Annotated in this window: 14 protein-coding genes and 1 pseudogene; 1 reads left to right on the plus strand and 14 read right to left on the minus strand. The window is 61.1% G+C overall.

Going from position 1 to position 22,446, the window contains the following annotated elements:
* Positions 1–511 precede the first annotated feature (511 nt).
* The 8 genes and pseudogenes from SOP97_RS20445 to peaA all read right to left on the minus strand — a co-directional run bounded on the left by SOP97_RS20445 (position 512) and on the right by peaA (position 11,087).
* The gene (locus SOP97_RS20445; protein ID WP_411912073.1) at positions 512–1,267 is read right to left on the minus strand and encodes a methyl-accepting chemotaxis protein; all 756 of its coding nucleotides are present in this window, start codon (positions 1,265–1,267) and stop codon (positions 512–514) included.
* Between the two features lie 102 nt (positions 1,268–1,369).
* Positions 1,370–2,656 (minus strand): annotated as a pseudogene (locus SOP97_RS20450) (methyl-accepting chemotaxis protein); the annotation flags it as partial.
* 171 nt (positions 2,657–2,827) lie between these two features.
* Entirely contained in the window at positions 2,828–4,465 is a 1,638-nt protein-coding gene (locus SOP97_RS14525) for a 3-(methylthio)propionyl-CoA ligase (RefSeq protein ID WP_237263142.1), read from the minus strand.
* A 168-nt stretch (positions 4,466–4,633) separates the two neighbouring features.
* Entirely contained in the window at positions 4,634–6,331 is a 1,698-nt protein-coding gene (locus tag SOP97_RS14530) for an AMP-binding protein (protein ID WP_021205677.1), read from the minus strand.
* 195 nt (positions 6,332–6,526) lie between these two features.
* Positions 6,527–7,651, minus strand: a complete 1,125-nt coding sequence (peaD, locus tag SOP97_RS14535) for a quinohemoprotein amine dehydrogenase subunit beta (protein ID WP_021205676.1) — start codon at positions 7,649–7,651, stop codon at positions 6,527–6,529.
* Between the two features lie 30 nt (positions 7,652–7,681).
* The gene (gene qhpC, locus SOP97_RS14540) at positions 7,682–8,005 is read right to left on the minus strand and encodes a quinohemoprotein amine dehydrogenase subunit gamma (protein ID WP_021205675.1); all 324 of its coding nucleotides are present in this window, start codon (positions 8,003–8,005) and stop codon (positions 7,682–7,684) included.
* Between the two features lies 1 nt (position 8,006).
* Entirely contained in the window at positions 8,007–9,437 is a 1,431-nt protein-coding gene (peaB, locus tag SOP97_RS14545; RefSeq protein ID WP_237263141.1) for a quinohemoprotein amine dehydrogenase maturation protein, read from the minus strand.
* A gap of 72 nt (positions 9,438–9,509) precedes the next feature.
* The gene (gene peaA / locus SOP97_RS14550; RefSeq protein WP_237263615.1) at positions 9,510–11,087 is read right to left on the minus strand and encodes a quinohemoprotein amine dehydrogenase subunit alpha; all 1,578 of its coding nucleotides are present in this window, start codon (positions 11,085–11,087) and stop codon (positions 9,510–9,512) included.
* Between the two features lie 434 nt (positions 11,088–11,521).
* Here peaA and SOP97_RS14555 point away from each other — a divergent pair, with 434 nt between their 5' ends.
* Positions 11,522–13,015 carry an aldehyde dehydrogenase family protein gene (locus SOP97_RS14555; RefSeq protein ID WP_237263139.1) on the plus strand — a complete coding sequence of 498 codons (1,494 nt, stop codon included), beginning with the start codon at positions 11,522–11,524 and terminating at the stop codon, positions 13,013–13,015.
* Positions 13,016–13,089: 74 nt separating this feature from the next.
* Here the strand turns inward: SOP97_RS14555 and qhpG are convergent, their stop codons facing one another.
* From qhpG to SOP97_RS14585, 6 genes are all read right to left on the minus strand, one after another.
* Complete coding sequence (gene qhpG / locus SOP97_RS14560; protein ID WP_237263138.1) at positions 13,090–14,415, minus strand: flavin-dependent monooxygenase QhpG; 1,326 nt, start codon at positions 14,413–14,415, stop codon at positions 13,090–13,092.
* Positions 14,408–15,094 carry a subtilisin-like serine protease QhpE gene (qhpE, locus tag SOP97_RS14565; RefSeq protein WP_237263131.1) on the minus strand — a complete coding sequence of 229 codons (687 nt, stop codon included), beginning with the start codon at positions 15,092–15,094 and terminating at the stop codon, positions 14,408–14,410. The genes qhpG and qhpE overlap by 8 nt, the downstream gene beginning before the upstream one ends.
* Positions 15,084–16,820, minus strand: coding sequence for an ABC transporter ATP-binding protein (locus SOP97_RS14570; RefSeq protein WP_237263128.1), 1,737 nt, complete (start codon positions 16,818–16,820; stop codon positions 15,084–15,086). The genes qhpE and SOP97_RS14570 overlap by 11 nt, the downstream gene beginning before the upstream one ends.
* 58 nt (positions 16,821–16,878) lie before the next feature.
* Positions 16,879–18,819 (minus strand): sigma-54-dependent Fis family transcriptional regulator, encoded by a 1,941-nt coding sequence (locus SOP97_RS14575; RefSeq protein WP_322949796.1) that lies wholly within the window; start codon positions 18,817–18,819, stop codon positions 16,879–16,881.
* Between the two features lie 242 nt (positions 18,820–19,061).
* Positions 19,062–20,021, minus strand: coding sequence for a WD40/YVTN/BNR-like repeat-containing protein (locus SOP97_RS14580; RefSeq protein WP_031760887.1), 960 nt, complete (start codon positions 20,019–20,021; stop codon positions 19,062–19,064).
* A gap of 15 nt (positions 20,022–20,036) precedes the next feature.
* Complete coding sequence (locus SOP97_RS14585) at positions 20,037–22,397, minus strand: efflux RND transporter permease subunit (RefSeq protein ID WP_031760885.1); 2,361 nt, start codon at positions 22,395–22,397, stop codon at positions 20,037–20,039.
* Positions 22,398–22,446: the final 49 nt, after the last annotated feature.

The raw sequence follows: 22,446 nt of genomic DNA on the forward strand, positions 1-22,446 counted from the left end.
AAGATCAAATCACGGGAGCGAAAGCGTAAGGGCGGCCAAGAACCGGAGGACGATGAGCCGTTCTGATTTCATGGCGACGACGGCCTGCTACATGGCTGCGTGTGGCAGGTCTTAAACAACTGAACTGGGCTAGCGAAGGAGTGGGGGCAACAGCAGCTGCGCTGGTAGACTTATCCACAGTTGCTGGTAACAAAATCAGCAATCCGCCCTGGGTCAAATTTCAATCGGCAGGGTGGGTCAATTTTCCATCAGCGCCAACAGGGCGACTTCAAATCGGTCCCGCTGAGAGCGCAGAGCAAATCCAGCACTGCGTTCTGGCGGAGTGTGCGAAATTGCAGTGATTTGACCAGTGCGCGCCGTAGTGACGACCGGCAGAAACCGGCCAAAAGCAGCCCATCAAAAGTGTCTACAAAACTAGGGGCTATTCACCTCAATCGGTGAGCGATTTGGACATCCTGGAATAAAAAGCTGCGTGATCCATAGAAAGCCACGCAGCCTGCTGGAGCGCCGATTACACGCGGAACTGACTCATCAAGCCCTGCTGCTGATTAGCCAGGCTGTTCAGCGACTGGCTGACCAGTGCGGACTCCTCGGCCTGAACGGAAAGCGACTCGGTCACGTCGCGAATGGCTGATACGTTGCGATTGAGCTCTTCGGCCACGGCGCTTTGCTGTTCCGCTGCGCTGGCGATTTGCAGGTTCATGTCGGTGATCACCGACACGGCCTGACCAATGCGCTGCAGCGCGACTACCGCCAGCTCAACCTGATCGACACTGCCCTGGGCCTGGCGATGGTTGTTGTGCATTGTGTCGACCACTTCACGGGTGCCGCTTTGCAAGCGCTCGATCACCCCTTGGATTTCTCCGACCGAGTCCTGCGTGCGCTTGGCCAGGTTGCGCACTTCATCGGCGACCACTGCAAAACCCCGTCCGGCCTCACCGGCTCGCGCGGCCTCGATAGCGGCATTGAGAGCCAGCAGATTCGTCTGCTCGGCGATACTGCGAATCACCTCGAGTACCGAGCCAATCTGCTCGCTATTGGCGGCCAACCCTTCGACCTGAGCCATGGCGTGGCTCAGGTCGCGGGCTAATAGGTCGATGGCCGAGGTAGTCTTGTCGATCACGCCCAACCCCTCACGGCTGGCGTGATCGGCACCATTTGCCGCTTCTGCCGCCTGGGCCGCGTTACGTGCAACATCCTGCGCCGTCGCACTCATTTCCTGCGAAGCGGTGGCGACCTGATCGATTTCGCGGCACTGCTGCTGCATGCCGGCGCTGGTCTGAGCGGCAATCGCCGAGGACTGGTCAGCCGTGCCGCGGGCATCGAGCACCGAACGTTTAACATCGGCGATGATCGGCTGCAGTTTGTCGAGGAAACGGTTGAACCAGCCGGCCAACTCGCCCAGTTCATCCTGCTTGCTGTACGCCAATCGCTGGGTCAGATCGCCCTCACCGCTGGCGATGTTCTTCAGCATAAGCGCCACACCCAGGATTGGCCTAGTAACCCCACGGGCCGTCAACCAAATCAGTAGCAAGCCGACAATCGCCGCCAGACCGCCGAGAAAGGATTCGAGCAGAGCACCACTGGCATTGCGCTGGTCGAGATCAGCTTGCAGTTCCAACGCCGGCGCCAATAGGATTTTTTTCGGGACTTCCAGCAACACGCCCCACGGTGCGGCTTCTGGGATTGGCTTGAAGGTATTGAATATGCGCAGCTGTCCATCATGTTCAACCGTCTGCGACTTACCCTCAGCCTGCAAACGTACCAGCGCGGCACCCTGATCGGAGTAAACCTTGTCCAGACGCTCCCCCAAACGTGTGGCATCACGGCTATAGCCAGCAAGCAAGCCGGCTGGACTGATAATGCTGATATCGCCCTGGCCCCCATACAGGTTCTGGTCGGCGCTCAGACTCAGCTGTTGCAAGTTGGCCAGACTGATGTCCATCCCCAATACCGCGAGCAGCTTGCCGTTCTCTACCAACGGGAAGGTCAACGTAGTGATCAGCAGTTTCTGTCCGGTGGTCTCATCGAATGTCGGATTGAACGCACAGGGTTTCAGGTTCTGTCGCGGACAGTTGTACCAGTTGTTGTAGGGCGAGCCGTCGAGCATCGGTGTGGTATCGCTGATCAAAGCCTCGGTCACAGCGAAAGAACTGACATCACCTGAGTCGGTTTGCGCCCAGTAGGATGAAAAACGGCCTTTTTCATTACTGCCCAGTTCGCTCTTATCTACGAATGCATTGTCCTGACCGTCTAGCGCATCAGGCTCGAACACCAGATAAAGGCTCAGCAGCTCAGGGTTATTTTGCAGAGTGGCGCGCACCTGAGTGGTGAGTTCCGCACGCAGATCCAGGCCGTTGCTCGCATGCTTTTGCGCTTGCTCGCGCTCACGCAGTACTTGCCGGGAAAAGTTCAGGCCCGTGCTGTAGGCATCCATGAAATAACGCTGCACAGCCAACGCCTGAATTTCCCCTTGGCCCTGCATGCGCTGCGCTGCGGAGTCCTTGAGCATCTCGGTGTTGGCGCTTTTGATCAGTGCAGTATTGTGCTCCATGCGATACAGGGAAATTCCCACCAGCATTACGACGATGCCAAGCAAGCACAGCCCGGCAAGCAAAGTGATTTTCCATTGTATGGAGAGACGACTGAACAGCATGCAATAGGTCCTTGTACGAGGAAACGTACGTCACGCAAAACAGGGGTCGTTGGGTGCGCGTGCAAGCCACCTCGATGTGGTCGAGCACAGCGCTGCTGGCCAGGTCGCAGGCCCTGTAGATGGGCCTGCGACCCTCTTCTCAAGCGACAGAAGAAGGCCCGCACTCAGGTATTAGCCCTCGGCTAATCGATAGTCACGAAACTGCTCGCGCAACTTCATTTTTTGCAGTTTGCCCGTAGCCGTATGCGGTAGTTCGTCGACATAAGCCACATCGTCCGGCAACCACCACTTCGCCACACGTGTTTCAAGGAAGCCCAGCAGCTCTTCCTTGCTGGCTGCCTTACCGGATTTCAGTACCACGACCAGTAGCGGCCGCTCCTGCCACTTGGCGTGGGGTATACCGATAACGGCTGCCTCCGCAACCGCTGGATGACCGATTGCAGCGTTCTCCAAGTCGATCGAGGAAATCCACTCACCACCGGACTTGATGACATCCTTGGCGCGATCGGTGATCTGCATGTAGCCATCAGGGTCGATGGTGGCGATATCACCGGTATCGAACCAACCGGCGTCATCGAGGATGCGCCCCCCTTCTCCCCGGAAGTACTGACTAACGATCCACGGCCCCTTAACCAGCAGATGGCCGGAGGCCTTGCCGTCATGGGGTAACTCAGAGCCATCTGCATCGATGACTTTCATGGACACACCGAATAACGCCCGCCCTTGCTTGGCCTGCAGGTCAAGCAGCTCATCCAGCCTGGCAGTGCGGTGCTTGGGCAAGCGGGTACAGACGGTGCCCAGCGGTGACATTTCGGTCATGCCCCAGACGTGCAGCACCCGCGTATCAAAACGGGTTTCAAAAGTCTCGACCAAGGCCCTCGGCGCCGCAGCCCCGCCAATCACCACCCGATTCAGACGCAACTCTTTGGCTGGATCCAGGCCCCGGGCTTCGACATGTTGCTGCAGCATCATCCACACCGTTGGCACACCCAGGGCCAGGGTCACCTCTTCAGTGCGCATCAGCTCGTAGATACTCTCGCCATCCAGGGCTGGGCCAGGCAAGACCAGCTTGGCGCCGCACATGGCCCCGGCATAAGGCATGCCCCAGGCATTGACATGGAACATCGGCACGACGAGCAACGCCGAGTCCGCCGACGACAGGCCGAAGCCATCCGATGTGCACAGCGCCAGCGAATGCAGGATCGTGGAACGGTGCGAAAACAGCACACCCTTAGGGTTGCCTGTGGTGCCCGAGGTGTAGCACATCGAAGAAGCTGCCCTTTCATCGAGGACCGGCCAGGCGTACTCACTACTCTGGCCGTCGATCAGGTCCTCGTAGCACAACAGGTTAGGCACCTCGATGGCCGGCATCCGGCTACGATCCGTCAGCGCGATGAAGGCTTTGACGCTCTTCATCCGCGGGGCCAGCTGCTCCACCAGCGCGGCGAACGAGAGGTCGAAGAACAGGTATTGGTCCTCGGCATGATTGGCAATGAATTCGATCTGCTCAGGGAACAGCCGCGGGTTGATCGTGTGCAGGATCGCACCCATGCCCGACACACCGAAATACAGCTCCATATGCCGGTAGCCATTCCAGGCCAAGGTCCCGATCCTGTCACCCGGCTGCACATCTAGCGAGGTCATGGCATTGGCCAGTTGTTTGGCACGCCGCCCTATGTCGGCATAGGTGCAGTGGTGCATTGGCCCTTCGACTGTGCGCGAGGAAATTTCGCTCCACGGATGCGCCGACAGCGCATGCTCGAGGACCGACGAAATCAGCAGCGGTTGATCTTGCATCAAGCCCAACATGGCTTAGTACTCCATTTATTTATTGTGTAAGTGAGCTGGTCTGGCGCCTTTCACAGGACAGGCAGACCGATGTGGAAGGAACCCGCCTGTTCGGCGGCTGGATGCCCCTCTCTAAATCCACCAGCAATCGCAGGTTGCCAGCCGTGGATCGATGGAGCGTGATTTCCTCTACCGAGTTACGCTGCCATCGACTGGCGCTGGCAGCAGTTCCTCGATGCTGATTTCGCGCATACGGAATTTCTGGATCTTGCCGGTCACGGTCATCGGAAAGCTGTCGACAAACCTGAAGTGGCGCGGCGTTTTAAAGTGCGCAATGCGCTCCTTGCACCAGCTGCGCAGCTCATCGGCAGTAGCACTGTGGGCGGGGTGAAACTTGATCCAGGCGACGACCTCCTCGCCATACTTCTGGTCGGGAATGCCGATCACCTGCACGTCGGCGACCGCCGGGGGGGAGAAGAAGAACTCTTCCAACTCGCGCGGATAGATGTTCTCACCGCCGCGGATAATCATGTCCTTGCTGCGCCCGACGATGCTCACGTAGCCCTGCTCATCCATTATCGCGAGGTCGCCGGTGCGCATCCAACCGTCCTGGTCGATCGCTTCGGCGGTGGCCTTGGGGTTGCCCCAGTAGCCGATCATCACGCTGTAGCCGCGGGTGCAGAGTTCACCGATCTGGCCATGGACCACCAAGTTACCGGCCTCGTCGACTATCTTGCTTTCCAGCTGCGGCTGGGTGCGGCCGACCGTGGCCACCCGTATTTCCAGCTCGTCATCGGCGCTGGTTTGCAGAGACACAGGGCTGGTTTCGGTCATGCCATAGGCGATCTGCACTTCCTTCATGTGCATGTCGCTGATCACCCGCCGCATCACCTCGACCGGACAGGTAGCGCCGGCCATGATCCCGGTGCGCAAACTGGACAGGTCGAACGAGCTGCGTTGTGGGTGGTCCAGTTCGGCAATAAACATGGTTGGCACGCCATACAGTGCGGTGGCCTTTTCTTCCGCGACAGTCGCCAGGGTGACCAATGGGTCAAAGGCATCGCCGGGGTAGATCATGGTGGAGCCGTGCGTCAGGCAGCAGAGGTTGCCCAGCACCATGCCGAAACAATGATAAAGCGGCACGGGAATAACCAGACGGTCATGCTCGGTCAGCTTCAAGCTCACGCCAGCCATGTAGCCGTTATTGAGGATGTTGTAGTGACTGAGCGTGGCGCCCTTGGGAAAACCGGTGGTGCCGGAGGTGTACTGGATGTTGATCGGTTGATCAAAGTGCAGCTCGCTCTGGCACGTTAGTAACTGCTCAGGCGCTACTGCTGTGCCAAGCGCACCCAGCTCGTACCAGGACAAAAAATCTGAGGGTGGCTCGGCCGCCAGGCTCACCACACCGCGCAACTCCGGTAGCCGGCTACTGGTCAACTCTCCGGGCAGGTACTGCGCCAGTTCGGGCAATAGCCCGCTGAGCATGGCGTGGTAATCCGAGGTCTTGAAGGCCCTGGCACAAATCAACCACTTGCAACCGGACTGTTTGAGTGCGTATTCCAGCTCGCTGGTACGGTAAGCCGGATTGATATTGACCAATACCACCCCGACCTTGGCGCTGGCGAACTGCACGATGCACCACTCTGCGCAATTGGGTGCCCATATACCCAGGCGGTCGCCGGGCTTAAGCCTGAGCGCCAGCAGGCCGCGCGCATAGCGATCGACCGCGTCGGCCAGTTGCGCCCAGGTGTAACGCAGTTGCTGATGGCGAACCACCAGTGCCTCGCGCTCTGGAAAGCGCGCAACAGTGTTGTCAAAAGCCTCGCCAATGGTCATGGCGAGCAGGTTCTTGTCCTTGGGTCCGCAGGTGTAGCTGAAGTGACTCATCAAACTGCCCTTCTTGTATTTGTAATGGGATCGGCTCTAAGCCGTTACCTTCGGCACGGCTGTAACGATGAGTAAACCCACGCCCTGTCGATCAAGCCATTGGGCTTGGCGAACTGCCGCGCTGCGCTTTCAGCGGGCTATTCACCCCCTAACGCTCACGAACCCACCTAGCAAGGGTGAGCTCGCGGCTAGCCATCAACGGGTGAAGATTTGCGAAGTGGCGAGCGCCATATCGCCGCCAGGCAGCTTGATACTGGAGAGCTTCTTCAAGGAATCGGCGTCATATACCGCCACATCGTTAAAGGTACCGCTCAGGTACACCTTGCTCCCCGCCTTGTTCAGCGCGACGCAGTAGTAGGAGTGATCCAACTCACCCACTTCCAGCAGCTTTTGCTGCTTGATGTCGTACTTGGTCAGGCGGTTGAGCACCCCGTAAATCAGGTTCGGATCCTTCGGCGAGCGCATGGCGGAGAAGTAGATTTCCGTCAGCGGGGCAAAATCCACCGCCTCTCCCTTGCCGGTGGCCAGGTCGATGTTCATGAAGCCGTAAACGAACTCGGCAGTCGCCATGTCCTGCTTCTCGTCCTTGAACTTAACCGCCGTGTAGAGCGTGGTGAAATCACCCGTAGGGGTCTGCTGCGGCCAGGCGTAAAGCACATCCGGCGGGCTGTAGAGCGGGCGTTTCCAGTTGCGCGCGGGTATCGCCACGGTGAATTTGCCGGTATTCACATCGACCTTGTAAATATCTGCGCCGGCCATATACAGCGCGCCGTCAGCACCGGTTTGCATCACCATCACCTGGCGCGGTGCCGGGAAGCTGCGCAGCGGTTTGGCCGCCAGCCCGCCATCGGCGGCATACACCTGCAGCTGCGGTGTTTGCACTTCATAGTGATCGGACGCCAGCTTGGTCGGATTGACGACGCTGTAGATTTCCTTGCCATCGGGACTGATGGCAATCGAGAACAGCGCGCGCGTGCGCTCGTCAGGCTTCTGCGCCAGCGCGGCATGGAACACCAACTTGCAGCTGTCCAGGTCGACACCGTAGATATCCCCATAGTGGTTATTGAGGATGTACGCGGTCTTATGGTCTGGTGCGACCAGTGCGGTGCCGGGACCGAAGGCATCCGGCAGTGGACAGGTTTTGTACAATTTGTCGGTCTGGACATCGACCAGGTGCAGGTTGTTCGGGTAGTTGACCGCGACCATGTATTCGTGGCCGGACTGCAAGGCCGGGCCAGTTTCAGCCAACGCCGCCACGGACCAGGATGTGGCCAGCATGGCGAATGCGGCAGCCAGGCTGCCGGAGTGCTTGAACGACATAGTGGAATTCCTCTTTTTGTTCTTGGCCGACTACTTGTCTTTCGGGAATACGGTGTCGAGGTTGCGCCAGCTGTCATTCGAGCTGACAGCATCCTTGTTCCAGTCCGGGTAGGTGTTCATCATGTCGGGCACCTGGGCTGGCCACCAGCACGGGTCGGAGCAGCCATACAGGTCAGCTTCCATCGGCTGACAGAGCGAGCTGACGCCACCGAAGGCGTCGATTTCCCAGCCCGGATCGGTGGTCGATGCGCAGCCGACCACCGTGCTCATCGCCAGTACCTCTTCGATACGATCTTCCTGGGCGGCCTGTTCGAGTATTTGTGCTTTGTTGTTGATCGGCTTCAGGTGCTTCATCTCATTTCGCCTTCCGCGGAGTGATATAGCTGCTGATGAAGGCCGGGTTGCCAGCCATGATGCGGCTGTAGACTTCGATGCCGAAGTCCACCCAGTCGCGCATCAGATCGCAGTAGTGATAGGTCGGGTGGGTCGGGTCGCCGTAACGCGCGTAGCTTTCGTGGTAGCAACCGCCGGAACACAGATTGCGGATGCGGCAACTTTCGCAACCGGTGTTAGTACGGTCCAGCCGCTGGGAGAGGAAGTCGCCCAGTTCCACCTGTTTCACCCCTTCATGGACGTTGCCGAAAGTCGGAAGGTCCGAGCCGGTAAAGCGGTGACAGAGGTTCAGCTCGCCCTTGTGGTCGACCGCTAGCATCTTCAGCCCTGCGCCGCACGGCAGCGCCTTCTTGTGGCCCTCGTGGATGTCGGTAATCAGCTGATGCAGGTTGGAGAAACCGATGTTGCGGTGCTCCAGGGCGGCGTCCAGGTAACGGCGGCCGAGCGCCTTCATATTGGCGAAGACCTCTACCAGTTCTTCCGACGTCAGGTTGAAGTCACTCAGATCGCCCGAGGTCACCGGGGCAAAGCCGACTTCGGCAAAACCCAACTCGTTGAACAGGTGATCCCAGATGTGCTCGACGTCGGTGATGCCCCGTGTCAGCGTCACCCGCGCCCCCACCGGACGGCTGTTGTAGCGCGCCAGCAGCATCTCGGCTTTCTTGCGCACCACGTCATAGGTGCCCTGGCCGCCCACGGTGATGCGGTTGCGGTCATGCACGGTCTTCGGCCCATCGATGCTGATGGACAGGCCAAAGCGGTGGCGATTCAGGTAGTCGGCCACCTCTTCGGTCAGCAAGGTGGCGTTGGTGGTCATGACGAACTCGACAAACTTGCCAAGCTCGGCAAAACGCTGCTCGCAGTAATCCACCACCTGCTCAATCAGCTTGCGGTTGCTCAGCGGCTCGCCGCCGAAGAACACCACGGTGTAACGCTGCTCGTCCGGAGACTCCTTGATCAGCATCTCCACCGAGGCGATGGCGGTGTCCAGCTGCATCTTCTTGCCCTCGGAAGGCTTGTCCAGGTCTTCCTTGTAGCAGTAGGTGCAGCTCAGGTTGCAGCCGGTGTTGACGTTCAGCACCACGGTATTCAAGGCAATCCGCTCGACCCGCTTGGCGCTGATGTCCGGGGTCAGCGGTGAACCGTCGCTGACCACTTCCAGCGCCAGCAGATCGCGCAGGGTGTCATTCACCTCGGCCCGGGCAAAACGCCCGGCCAGCCGCAGCACCAAATCATCCGCCGAACTGCCGGCCTCGCGCAGCGCATCGATAATGCCGGCGGTGAGTTCATCGGTTTGAAACAGCGAACTGCTGGGGATGTGAAACAACATGCGCTCAGCATCGACGTGCACTTCGTGCAGATTGCGTTCGACCAAATTCAAAATAGCGCCCATATAACCTCCAAAAAACGTCGCAAACCAAGGGTTCAACCCTGGGAGAGCGGCGCTCGCCCAGGTGCTGCGCCATCAAGGGATGGGCGGGTTATTCCAGCGTTGCACGGTCACTATCAGCTGGCCTTCGCCCTTGATGAGCTGCCCGCCCTGCTCGACGGTGGCTATGACCTTGAGATTGCCGGCGTTGTTGGTCGACATCTTGCGCGCCGGATTCGGTCCGGCGGCGCCTGGGGTGAAGATGCCATCCGCAGCGCTCATGACCCCGGCAAACTTGACGTCCTGATCTTCGGCGGCGCGCTCATCAAAGGGCGCCACCGACCAGGTTGCCGGCACGAAACCAATGCGGTAAGCCTGGTCAGCGGCGTCTTTGCCCCAGGCCTCGGCCTCGAAGCGGCCTTGCACCTTGGGCGTCGAACCGCCGTTATCACCGATCCGCGCGACCGAGAACGCCGGCACCACCTTGACCTCGTTGATCTGCTTATACAGCGCCAGATCCACGCCTTTAAGCGCGCCCAGGCTGACGCTGCGCACACCAACGGCTGCATCGATGGCCGCCTTGACCTTGACCCGAATGCGCTCCGGGCTCTGCTCCAGTATTGCGAGCACCTCGACGCCCTCACCGAACTCCGGAGTACCGCTCAGGCCACTACCAACCAGGGTCAGCTCGGTTTCGCTGCCGGCCTTGAGAAAGTCCGGCTGCACAGCCAACAGTTGCGCTGTGCCTTGCTTGGCGGCGACGAAGTCCAGGCCGCGCTCATCGTGCTCGGTCTCGAACATCCGCCCACGGATTTCTCCGCCATTGGCGGCCAGCACCTGGCGCATGGCAACGCCATCGACCTTGAGATTGGCACGCCACTCATGGCCGTTGAACAGCACCGCCGAGCCGCCACCCGCGAAGGCTTTACCGTCGGCGTACTGGCCCTTGAGCTCGACCTTGAACTCATCCTTGCCGCTGACGGTGACGCTCATCAGACCACGGACATCGCCCTTGCTCGGCAGGTGGCCGCTGAAGCTCCACTCCCCGGCCAGGGTCGCAGCGTCCGGACGCTGTTGCTGCCAGTCGGTCCAGGCCTGGCTGTCCAGCGGGTAGTTTTTGGCCAGCTCGGGCACCATCTCTTTCAGTGCAACTTCCAGCCAGTCGCGGTCACGGCCCATCATTTGCACTTCCAGCGTCGGCCATTGCCCCAGGTGAAAGTTGACTAGGTGCTCCCATTCTTTCGCCGGCCGGCGCTGCAGGGCCACCCGCGCGCCGGAGTGACAACGGCCACACATCTGGGCGAGCTTGGGCTCAAATTGCTCAACATGATTCTGCCGGCGCTCCAGGGCGTAGCGCATGCCCGCGGTTTCACTCGGTGCCAGGCCTTGCTGATCGGCGAGATATTTCACCAGGGTGCGGCGATCCTCGTCGTTAATCTGCAGGCCATGCATGGTCTGCATCCGCGCGATGCTCATCAGCCAGCCTTCGGGGGTTTTACGCTGCTGACTGATGCGGCTCAGGTCTTTGTCGCCGACCGGGGTATGGCAGCCCTGGCACGTCTCTTTGAGGATGCTTGCGCCATCCCTTGCAGCCATGGCCTGGGGCGCTTGCAACGTGGCGGCAACTGCCAGTGCCAGGGTGCCAGCGCTCAAGTAATGCCGGAGTAGTGTCATCTTCAAAATCAGACCTCCACGGTTTGTTCTTATTGATTGGCGTCACTGCCCAGTTACATGGTCGTGGGCCATAGGTGTGCGACTTCAACGGAAATTACACATTGCGTGCCAACCATATACAAACCGTTAAAAATCAAATAGATAAGTAAATTTCACGACAACTTTACGGCCTAAAATTCGAGTGTCTTACGTTTAATTTCGCGACAGCTGTATAACTCTGCGACAGCGCCACAGCCGGTACCCGGTAAGCGCCACTCCAAGCTGTTCCAGGGCCGTCTCATGCCGTCTCAAACTGTTACAGTGCAGAATGCCTGCCAGCCTCTGACGCATAAATTAAAGTCTTTGTTTTTCAGTTACTTAAGAACAAATCACCGGATTGGCATGACGGTTGCGAAAGGACTCCCACCCCAAGAGCACTAACCGAGGCTGATTCCATGAGTTCTTCCCTGCCCCTCAACCCGAAAACACTTGAGTTCATTCAGCGCAAGCAAAAAATGCTGATCGGCGAGCAATGGCTCGATGCCGCCCAGGGCGCGACCATGAGCGTGCGCAACCCGGCCACCGCTGAAGTCTTGAGCGAGGTGCCTTCGGCCTCCAAGATTGACGTCGACAACGCCGTGCGGGCCGCCCGCCAAGCCTTTGATGACTCGCCCTGGAGCCGTATGCGTCCCCGCGAACGGCAGAACCTGCTGTGGCGCCTGGCCGACCTGATGGAGCGCGACGCCGAGGTACTGGCCGAGATTGAATGCCTGAACAACGGCAAAAGCGCACAAGTGGCGCGGCTGATGGACGTACAGCTGTCTATCGACTTTTTGCGCTATATGGCTGGCTGGGCCACCAAGATCGAAGGCTCTTGCGTCGATGTGTCGATGCCGCTGATGCCCAATGATCAGTTCCATGGCTTTATCCGCCGCGAAGCCATAGGCGTGGTTGGCGCCATCGTCGCCTGGAACTTCCCGTTGCTGCTGGCTTGCTGGAAGCTCGGCCCGGCGCTGGCGACCGGTTGCACCGTGGTACTCAAACCGGCGGACGAAACCCCGCTGTCGGCCCTGAAGCTCGCCGAACTGGTACTCGAAGCCGGCTACCCGGCAGGAGTGTTCAACGTGGTCACCGGCACCGGCATCGAAGCGGGTGCGGCGCTGACCCACAACCCGGACGTCGACAAACTGACCTTTACCGGCTCAACCGAAGTCGGCCAGCAGATCGGCAAGGCGGCCATGGACAACATGACCCGCGTCACCCTGGAACTGGGCGGCAAATCGCCGACCATCGTGCTGGAGGATGCCGACCTGCAACAGGCTGCCGCCGGCGCCGCCAGTGCCATATTCTTCAACCAGGGCCAGGTTTGCTGCGCCGGCTCGCGCCTGTATGTGCAACGCAAGCACTTCGACAATGTGATCGCCGACATCGCCGGCATCGCCAATGGCATGAAGCTCGGCAACGGCCTGGACCCAAGCGTGGCCATGGGTCCGCTGATTTCCGCCCGCCAGCAACAGCGCGTGTATGGCTATATAGAACGCGGCCGTGAACTGGGCGCCACCGTCGCCTGCGGTGGCGAACAATTCGGCCCTGGCTATTTCGTCAAACCGACGGTGCTGGTCGATGTCGATCAACGTGGCCCGTTGGTGCAGGAGGAGATCTTTGGCCCAGTGCTGGTGGCGATGCCCTTCGACGATATCGAAGACGCGATGCGCATGGCCAACGACAACCGCTATGGTCTGGGCGCCAGCATCTGGTCGAACAACCTGGGGGCAGTGCACCGGATGATCCCACGGATTAAATCCGGCTCGGTCTGGGTCAACTGCCATAGCGCGCTCGACCCGGCCTTGCCCTTCGGTGGTTACAAGATGTCCGGCGTCGGCCGCGAGATGGGGGCTGCCGCCATCGAGCATTACACCGAACTGAAGTCGGTATTGATCAAGCTGTAAACGCGGAAAAGGGGGAACGGCTGAGTGCCTCTCCCCCTTTCACCTTGCACCCGAGGCAGAACGCCAATCAGCCGCTACCCCTGGCGATACCCCTGATTGCGCAGCCAACCGTAGACCATCCGCTGTTGCCCTTCAGCCAGCGGCGCCAGCACCTCGCTGAGCGGCGCGGATTGCAGCGCCAGCACTATCGGTGCCAGCGCTATGCCTTGCAGGTGCCAGATTCCCAGCGGCTGATCCGCCGTGATCACCACCTCCACCTCATCGATCAGATCGCCATTGATTACCGGTGCCCGCGCGACCCGCAGGCTGGCGTAATCCGCTGTTTGATGCATCGGCAGGTCATCCGGCCAGCTACGCCGACCCTGCCAGAACGGCCGCGTGGCCCATTGCTGCTCCATGGCGTAAAAATCCCGGCCGATCCGGGCAAAGCGTAAAAACAGCTGTTCCACCCGCTGCTGATGGAACTGCCGCGCCAAGGCGGCCCGTTCAGGTTTTTGCAACAGGGTGTTGATCACCGCTGGCGCCTGCAAAGACGACGACAATGACTGGAAGATGCCATTGCCCGACAACGGATCGACCGCCATCGCCGCATCGCCGACGCGCAACCAGTTATCACCGCAGGTTTGCTGGCACAGGGTGGCCGTGCTGCTGCGCGCGCGCAGTGCTGTCGGTTGCAACGCCAGCGCGCCGAACAGCTCACGCACCAGACTCGATTGCGCCCGCTGAACGGCGCAGAACTCTGCCAGTCGGGACTTTTCCGGTAAGTCGGCGCTGGCCACATCCAGGGTCAGCTGCCAAAAACAGCGGCCATCGCTCAGCCGCGCCATCCAGGCCCAACCATCGGCAAGGCTTTCCACCGCCGAGCGGGCCGGGCCAGGCTGTTCTTGCCAGTGATTGAGCAGGCTTAAGGTTTCCTGGCCGCGCAGGCCTTTGCCGGAGAACGGTGCCTGCCGGCCACGGGCCTCGACCAGGAAATCGGCGTGACAGCTCTGGGGGCCATTTGCGCCGTCCAGTTGCAGGCGATGGCCGGCGGCCGTCGAACTCAGCTCGCGCACGCGCGCTTCAAGCAGTTCAACGCCGGCCGCCAACAGGTCCTGACGCAACGCCGCATCGAACGCCGGGCGATCCAGCAGATGCTCGATATTCGGCGCGAGGGTTTCGCCATTCCAGCGCACCTGCCGCAGCGATGCGGCGCACGCACTGGCCAGCGCTTGCTGCAACCCAGCCTGACGCAAGCCTTCCAGCACCCGCTGGGATACCCCTTCCAGCGCGCTAAAACGGCGCCACTCACTGATCACGCACACTGCATAGCCCAGACGTTTGAGCCCCAGCGCCACTGCTGCACCAGCCGGGCCGGCGCCAAGCACAACGATCTGCTTATTTAGCGAGCGGCTAGCCATCAGGCATTACCTCGCGCCGCTCTGGGCCAACAAAGGCGGCCTGACTACGCAGATGTTCGAGCAACATCTGCGCACTGGCGGCTGGCTGCTCCAATAGGTACTCCGCTGCATGCCCGCTGAGCACCGCGCTGGCGATGCTGGCACCGGCCAGGCCGCCGTTTAGCGCGGCCACCGGCGCACCAAAATCCGCCTGCGGGCTGTGCAGCCAGGACCATTGCGCACCCGCGCAGCGCGCGTCACCAGTGACCCGCAACACACCAGGATAACTGGCCGGAAACACCGGCTCACCGCGCGCCGGGCTGGCCGCGCAGAGCAGGATACCGGCCGCCTGCGCCGCTGCGCAGGCCTCACGCAACAAGGGCCGATCCTGACGTACGCCCAGGCTGAGGTTGATCAGGGCCACGTCCTCCTCCATCAACCAATAAATCGCGGCGGCGATTTGCAGCGGGCTGGTCAACCAGCGCTCACTGAACACTTGAGCTACGCAAAATTGCGCGGCAGGCGCCCGCTCGGCGATGGCGGCCAGTACCGCCGTGCCATGGCCGAGGCTATCAAGCTGGGTCGCGCCCTCCTGCAAGCGCTCATCCGCCAGCCAGAAGCGCCGCGCGGCCAGCACTTGACTGGCCTGGGCGGCGCCATGGCCGCTGTCGACGATGCCGATGCGCAATTCAGTGGCCATGCAACACCGGCTGCGCAAGCGTGCAGGCCCGCAATTGGCCATCGTGCAGCTCGAAGCGCAGTTCGGCTTGCGCCAGGGTCGAAGGCCGGTGGCTGATCAGAATCCGCGTACGACCCATAAACAGCTGGTCGATGGCGGCGATCACTTCCCGCTCCGTGGCCTCATCGACCGCCGAAGTGGCCTCGTCCAGCACCAGAATCAGCGGGTCCTGCAACAGGGCGCGAGCGATGGCGATGCGTTGTTTCTGCCCACCGGAGAGTTGCTGGCCACGCTCGCCCAGTTGGCTGTCCAGCCCAAGGGGCATGGACTCGATCAGGCTGTCGAGCTGCGCCAACTTGGCCACCTTCTCGATTTCCCCGCGGCTGACCTGGGGGGCACTGTAGCGGAGGTTGTCGGCCAGACTGCCGCGAAACAGCACGATGTCCTGACTGACCACGGCGATGCGCCGGCGCAGGGCCAACAGGTCCAGCTCGCGTAGGTCGATGCCGTGCAGGCGGATGCAACCCTGATCCGGGTCGTAGAAGCGCTGCAACAGATCGAGCAGCGTCGATTTGCCGACCCCCGATACCCCACTGATGGCCACTTTCAGCCCGCCGGGGATCTGCGCATTGATCCCGCGCAACACCGGCTGGGCACGTTCGTCATGGCCGAACCAGAGGTTCTCGAAGCACAAGTCGCCCGCGCCAGCCGGCAGAGCGCGGGGCTGCGCCGGCTGGCTGACCTGCGCCGGCTCACGCTTGAGCTCCATTACCCGGCCCAGGCTGACGGTCATCCGTTGCAAGGCCACATACAGCCCCAGCAAGCTCTGCACCGGCCCTACCGCCATCCCCAGATAGGTGGAAAAAGCGATCAGCGCGCCCAGTTGCCAGGTGCCCTGCACCACCCAATAGCCGCCAAGCAGAAAGGCCCCGGCACGGCACAGCGAAGTCAGGGTACCCGGTACCGCATTGGTGAAAAACTCGGTGACCTGCAACCTCAGCAGCTGGCTCATATAGCGCTCGCCCAGTTGCTGCAGGCGAGTGGATTCGCGCTGCTGCTGGCCGGCGGCCTGGATAAACTTCATTGCCGGCAGGGTTTCCACCAGAAACGAGGAAACATCCGCCGAGCGTTCGCGCAGCTGGCGCACATGGCGTTCAACCTTGCGCCGCATCCAGCGCAACCAGAGCACTTCCAGCGGAATCAACAGGGCGACGATCAGCGACAGCTTCCAGTTCAGGGTCAGCAACAAGGCAATCGCGCCAATCAAACCGATCACGCTGGAGGCCGCCGAGAACAGCGAGTCGACGGCAAAGCGCTGGATTTCCGCGACATCGCCATCCAGCCGCGAGAGCAGGTCGCCAATCCTGCGGCGCCCGTAAAACGCAGGGGAAAGCTGCTGCAAGTGTTGGTACAGCGCATCACGCAGGGCAAACAGGATTCGCCCGGACAAGCGCGTGTGCAGGTAGCGGTTCACCCCAGCCAACACGGTGCTGAAAATACCCACTGCAACCATCGCCAGCGCCACCTTCAGCAACACACTGAAGTCCTTGGCCAACAGGCCATCGTCGATCAGCAGCTTGGTCAACCAGGGCTGCGCCAACACCAGCAACGATGCGCTTAGCGATAGGGCCAGCAAGCCGAGGATGGCGCACAGGTGCGGACGTACGAAACTGAACAGCCAGGCAAGCGCCTGCTGAAAAGCGGCGGGGTCGTCTGTTTCAATAAGCCGGAGCAAAAACCTGGACATCGGTGGTTAACGCCATTCAATCAGGCGAAGCATGGGCAACGGAATGGCTGCCCAACTGCTAAGCGCGTAATTGCTTCAGCTTGCGATACAGCGTCGCGCGGCTGATGCCCAGGGAGTCCGCCGCAGCGGACACATTGCCATGGTGCCGTTCGAGCGAGTTGCGGATCAGCTCCAGTTCATTCTCCCGGATACGACCGCAAGGCTGTCGGCAACTGGAGGTCAGATCGTCCAGCAGACTGTCGGTCAGGTGCTCCAAGCCCAGTTCGCTTTCCGCTCCTTCGCGCATCGCCAGCGCAGCGCGCAGGACCATTTCCAGTTGGCGGATATTGCCCGGCCAATCGTAATTGCCGAGCAGCTCGCCAAGCTCCTGGTCGAGGCGCACTTGGCTAGCACCGAGCTTGCTCAACAGCGTGCCAATCAAGTCATCGATGTCATCGCGTTCACGCAGCGCGGGTAGGCGCAAGCTGACGCCGTTGATCCGGTAATAAAGGTCTTCGCGAAAGCTTTTTGTCTGCACAAGCTGCTTGAGGTCGCGGTGGGTGGCGCAAATCACGGCCACGTCGATGTCCAACTCCTCGCTGGCGCCCAAGGGTGCCACCTTGCGCTCTTGCAGCACGCGCAACAGACGGGCTTGCAGGCTCAACGGCATGTCGCCGATTTCATCGAGGAACAGCGTGCCACCATTGGCCTGCATCAGCCGGCCGAGCATGCCGCCACGGCGTGAGCCGGTGAAGGCGCCCTCGCGGTAACCGAAGAGCTCCGACTCGATCAGGCCTTCGGGGATGGCCGCGCAGTTGACTGCGACGAACGGCCGGTTGGCACGCGGACCAGCCTGGTGCAGAGCACGAGCCACCACTTCTTTGCCGGTACCGGTTTCGCCCAGCAGCAGCACCGGCAGGTCGTTGGCCAAACATTGCTGGGCCATGCGCAGGGAACGGGCGAGACGGCTGTCGCGCCCGGCCAGACTTTGCAGCACGTTCGACTTGGCAACAGGTGCCTTGGGGGCCTGCACCGCACCGCCCAGGCCGGTGTGACGCGGCACTTGTACCAGGCGCAGGAAAAACTCGCCCTTGGCGGTCTGCACACTGCTGATCCCACCCTGCAGCAGACGGGCGATAAACTGCGGCGAGCGCTCGCCGAGCAAGTCGCGCCCAGACTGGCCCACCAGGGTTCCCCGGTCGCGCTGCAGCAGGTCGCAGGCCCTATCGTTGACGGCTACGACCTCTCCATCCAGGTTTAGCACCAGTAATCCGTGCCAGGCGGAACCGAGGTATTGCAGCCGACTGTGGAAGGCCAACAGCAGATGCTCGGGGTAACACTGGCCGAATAATCGGTTTTCGATAGCGCTCGCCACCAGCAGCATGGTCGCCAGATTGTCTTGGGGCTGGGCCATGGCACCGTCGCGGGTCAGGTCAAGCACCCCAATCACCTGCCCTTGCGGGTCGCGCAGCGGTACCGAAGTACAGGAGAAGGGGCTGAGCCGGTCCAAGTAGTGCTCGCCGCAGTTGATCTGGATCGGCCGTCCTTCCACCAGTGCAGTGCCAACCGCATTGGTGCCACGCAGCGTTTCGCTCCAGCAACTGCCGGGTCTGATGTCGCGCAAGCCGGCTATGTTGAGGAGCTCGGTCTGGCCTTCAACCACCAGTACATTGGCCTGAGCATCACCCAGGATTACTAATCCGTTTTTGCCGTGCTGGCTCACCAGGTATTCCATCTCCGGCGCCGCGGCGTTGATCAGCAGGCGGTTATTCGCGAGCAGCTGTTGCAGGTCATGATCCTGCTGCGAGTCCAGCATCTCGCCTTCCAGGCAGTTCAGCCCATGCCCGAGACTGCGCCGCCAGGAGGTATAGATTTCCTCGCGCAGCACACCGCTGGGCAGTTCGCCTTCCTTGAGGAACTTCAAGCGGGCCTGACGTGCCTGGTGAACCTGATCGGCCTCTGCAAGTCTGGCGTGGACAGTCCAGCCTGCCAGCGAAGCGATACTGTTGCGGGCATCCATCAGGCCACCAGGTGGTAGGTCCTTTCTCGCGATCGGCACGCTATCAGCCATAGTCCTGCTCCTCGGTGGTCGACACCACCGGAAAATCGTTGGTCGAATAATTGAATCAAGCACCGCCACTACACGCCCGCGGCTGCGGGCCGATGTGGCGCTGCAGATCGAGACCCTAGCACTGGCTCGCCTAGCTCCAGCCCCATCGCATGGAGGTAGGAATTCGGCGAGATCGTTACGCGTTGCCGCTCTTACAAGTCCTGTTTCAGCACGCCTTGCGTGCTGAATAGCGCTAATTGACCAGCGCCCAGCGTAGCCAGCGCGGCGACGTTCAAGCGGTCGGCACGCACCTGGGCGCGAAAGCGCTGCAACTCGGGATCAGCGACGCTCACCAGACCACCATTACCGACCAGCACCACGCGGTCATCGACCAGTTGGGTCACGGCGGTGATCGCCTCCTGGCTCCCGCTGTCCAGTTCACGCCAGGAATCGCCAGCATCTTCGCTGAGCAGCACCCGCCCGCTCATGCCCACCAGAAGCACGCGACCGTCGCGCAATGTGGTGCCGCTCCACAGCGAGCCACTGGCACCGGTATCCAGCGCTTGCCAGGTCGCGCCGTTATCCCGCGAGCGATAAGCGTTGCCACCCTCGGCGGCGATAAACAAGCTGCCCTGCGGGCCGGCGAAAATATGATTGAGGTGGAAGTCGTCGCCCTCCTCGCTCACTGTCAGGCGCTGCCAGCTCTGGCCGCCGTCGTGGGTCTCACTGATATAGCCGTAAGCACCAGTGACGATGCCATGACGGGAATTCTCGAACCACACCGAGAGCAGCACCGGCTGGTCTTCCAGAGGCGGCTGCAAGATCCAGTTTTCGCCGCCATCCTCGGTACGCAAGAGCATGCCACTATGACCGACGAGCCAGCCGTTGCGGGCATTGGCAAAGCTCAGTGCGGTGAACAGGCCGTCCACCGGCACCGACTGGGCCTGCCGCCAGTGCTGACCATCTTCGGAAAGCGCGACCACGCCATGGTCGCCGACAGCAACCAGGCGCGAACCGCTTTTGCCTACGGCCACCAGCGGTGCGTGCTGCACCTGTTCCAGGCGCATGCTCGGGGTCGCCTCGGCCGCGTGGCCATGCAGGGTCACGCTGGCGCACGCCAGCAAGGCGCACGCCAGCAGCAAACGCAGGGGGGTGAAGTCTTTCTGGGTCATTTTGCGTCCCTCCACTCAGTGCGCGATAAGGGGCGCACGGACTGGCCCCCGGCGCGGAATCAGCACATCCAGCATCACCGCGATGGCTGGCAGCAGGGTAATGGCCATCAGCATGTTGACCATAAACATAAAGGTCAGCAGCAAGCCCATGTCGGCCTGGAACTTCAGCGCCGAGAACGACCAGGTGGCCACGCCGATGGACAGGGTGATGGCCGTGAAAATGGTCGCCACCCCGACTTCACGCAATGCCAGCTTGAAGGCGTTGACGATGTCCTGGCCTTCGGCCAGATGCAGTTGCAGGCGGTTATAGATGTAGAAGGCATAATCCACACCGATGCCGACGGCCAGCACCATCACCGGCAAGGTGGCAACGGTCAAACCGATGTCCAGCTCCTTCATGAACCAGTAGCCGAGGAAGGTGGCCAGGGTCAGTGGCACACAGCAGGCGACCATCGCGCGCCAATCGCGGTAGACCAGAAGAACCAGTAACACGATGGTCAGGTAGACGTAGAGCATCATTGGCAGCTCGGACGTCTCGACGATCTCGTTGGTGGCGGCCTGCACGCCGGCGTTACCGCTGGCCAGGCGCACGGTGACGCCATCCATGGGGTGTTCGGTACGGTATTGCTGCACCGCGTTGACCACGGTTTTCAAGGTACTGGCCTTGTGGTCGGCCAGGTACAGGTTGATCGGCAGTAGCGTGCAGTCGGCGTTGTACAAGCGCAGCCCTTCTGGCACTTGGCGCACGGCCTCGCCGAGGCTCAGTTCATCGACCGGCAGCGCCGCCCACTTCGGATTGCCCTCGTTGACGCCCGAAGCCGAAAACTTGGTCAGCGCCGGCAGCGATTGCGCCGAGAGTACGCCAGGCACGTTGGCCAGGTACCAGGTCAGGCGGTCGGTGTAGGCCATCACTTCGTGTTGGTAGCAGCCGTTCTGCGGCGTCTCCACCACCACGGTGAACAGGTCCAGGCCGAGACCGAAGTGCCCGACCACGCTTTGCACATCCTGGTTGTAGCGTGAATCGCTGTGCAGCTCCGGCGCCCCCGGTAACACATGGCCTACATGCCGACCCTGGCTCTGCCAGACAGCGACCCCGAGCAGCAGCAGGCACAGCAATGTGCCGACCGCTGCGTTGCGGGTCTCGGCCAAACGCCCCAGCTTGCTCATCACGCCGTCGCGCCATGCTTGCAGGCGCCCGACGCGGGTGACGTAGGCCTGGTCGAAGCTGAAGTAGCTGGCCAGCACCGGCAGCATGATCAGGTTGGTGACGATCTTGTAAGCCACGCCGACCGAAGCGGTAATCGCCAGCTCGCGAATCATCGGAATCGGCACCAGCACCAAGGTGGCAAAGCCGACGAAGGCGGTGATCAGTGCGAGCGTGCCGGGAATCAACAGGCCGCCGAAGCTGCGGCGCGCGGCGGTCATCGCATCGGCGCCGTTGCAGACTTCCTTGGAGATATAGTTGACCTGCTGCACGCCATGCGACACGCCGATGGCGAACACCAGGAAGGGCACCAGAATGGCCAACGGATCGAGGCCGAAACCGAGCAAGGTGATGGTGCCGAACTGCCAGACCACCGACACCAGCGAGCAGCACAGCGGCAGGAATGTCAGTACCCACGAGCGCGTGTACCAATACACCGCGGCCAAGGTCAGCAGGAAGGCCAAGGCGAAAAAGCCCATCACGCTGGTTGCGCCGGCACCGATATCGCCCATCTGCTTGGCGAAACCGATGATCTGCACCTCGTAATGACTGTCGGCGTACTTGGCGCGGATGTCGTCTTCCAGGCGCTGACTGAACTCCAGATAATCCAGGCGCTTGCCTGTCTGCGGGTCAGGGTCGGAGAGCTCCGCCACCACCATGGCGCCGGAATAATCGTTGGCCACCAGGCTGCCGACAAAACCGCCGACTATGGTGCGGTCGCGAATGCCAACAATCGCCTGATCATTGAGGGTGCCAACCGTGACGTCACCGCCGATCACATCCTCAGCCTTCATACCCTCTTCGGTGATCTGCACCGCGCGGGTATTGGGGGTCCACAGCGAGGTCACAGTACGGCGATCGACGCCGGGCATGAAGAACAGGGTCTGGGTCAGGTCGTAGAGTTTGGTCAGCGCTTCCTTGTTCCAGATATCGCCGTCCTTGGCATGCAGCACCACGATGACGCGGTTGGCACCAAACAGCACGTCGCGGTACTGGTTGAAGGTCTTGATGAATTCGTGCTGCTGCGGCAGCTGCTTGTCGAAACCGGCAGACATGCGCAACTGCGAGGCAAAGCCGGCCATCACCAGCGTCACCAGGGCCAGTACCGCCAAGGTCGACAGCCGATAACGGAAAAAGAAGCGCTCGAGACCGAGCACCAGAGAAGCGAGCATGGTTATGCCTTCCTGAATAATGAAGCGAAGGGTTGAGGGCGGGATTGGC

Source organism: Pseudomonas spirodelae (assembly GCF_034653255.1).
Classification (GTDB): Bacteria; Pseudomonadota; Gammaproteobacteria; order Pseudomonadales; family Pseudomonadaceae; genus Aquipseudomonas; species Aquipseudomonas spirodelae.

What these genes read in the sequence shown, in the direction of transcription:
- SOP97_RS14570 (WP_237263128.1), bottom strand. Translation starts at nt 16,820, where the DNA reads ATGTCCAGGTTTTTGCTCCGGCTTATTGAAACAGACGACCCCGCCGCT.
- SOP97_RS14585 (WP_031760885.1), bottom strand. Translation starts at nt 22,397, where the DNA reads ATGCTCGCTTCTCTGGTGCTCGGTCTCGAGCGCTTCTTTTTCCGTTAT.
- qhpG (WP_237263138.1), bottom strand. Translation starts at nt 14,415, where the DNA reads ATGGCTAGCCGCTCGCTAAATAAGCAGATCGTTGTGCTTGGCGCCGGC.
- peaA (WP_237263615.1), bottom strand. Translation starts at nt 11,087, where the DNA reads ATGACACTACTCCGGCATTACTTGAGCGCTGGCACCCTGGCACTGGCA.
- SOP97_RS14530 (WP_021205677.1), bottom strand. Translation starts at nt 6,331, where the DNA reads ATGAGTCACTTCAGCTACACCTGCGGACCCAAGGACAAGAACCTGCTC.
- SOP97_RS14525 (WP_237263142.1), bottom strand. Translation starts at nt 4,465, where the DNA reads ATGTTGGGCTTGATGCAAGATCAACCGCTGCTGATTTCGTCGGTCCTC.
- qhpE (WP_237263131.1), bottom strand. Translation starts at nt 15,094, where the DNA reads ATGGCCACTGAATTGCGCATCGGCATCGTCGACAGCGGCCATGGCGCC.
- SOP97_RS20445 (WP_411912073.1), bottom strand. Translation starts at nt 1,267, where the DNA reads ATGCAGCAGCAGTGCCGCGAAATCGATCAGGTCGCCACCGCTTCGCAG.
- SOP97_RS14555 (WP_237263139.1), top strand. Translation starts at nt 11,522, where the DNA reads ATGAGTTCTTCCCTGCCCCTCAACCCGAAAACACTTGAGTTCATTCAG.
- SOP97_RS14580 (WP_031760887.1), bottom strand. Translation starts at nt 20,021, where the DNA reads ATGACCCAGAAAGACTTCACCCCCCTGCGTTTGCTGCTGGCGTGCGCC.
- peaD (WP_021205676.1), bottom strand. Translation starts at nt 7,651, where the DNA reads ATGTCGTTCAAGCACTCCGGCAGCCTGGCTGCCGCATTCGCCATGCTG.
- qhpC (WP_021205675.1), bottom strand. Translation starts at nt 8,005, where the DNA reads ATGAAGCACCTGAAGCCGATCAACAACAAAGCACAAATACTCGAACAG.
- peaB (WP_237263141.1), bottom strand. Translation starts at nt 9,437, where the DNA reads ATGGGCGCTATTTTGAATTTGGTCGAACGCAATCTGCACGAAGTGCAC.
- SOP97_RS14575 (WP_322949796.1), bottom strand. Translation starts at nt 18,819, where the DNA reads ATGGATGCCCGCAACAGTATCGCTTCGCTGGCAGGCTGGACTGTCCAC.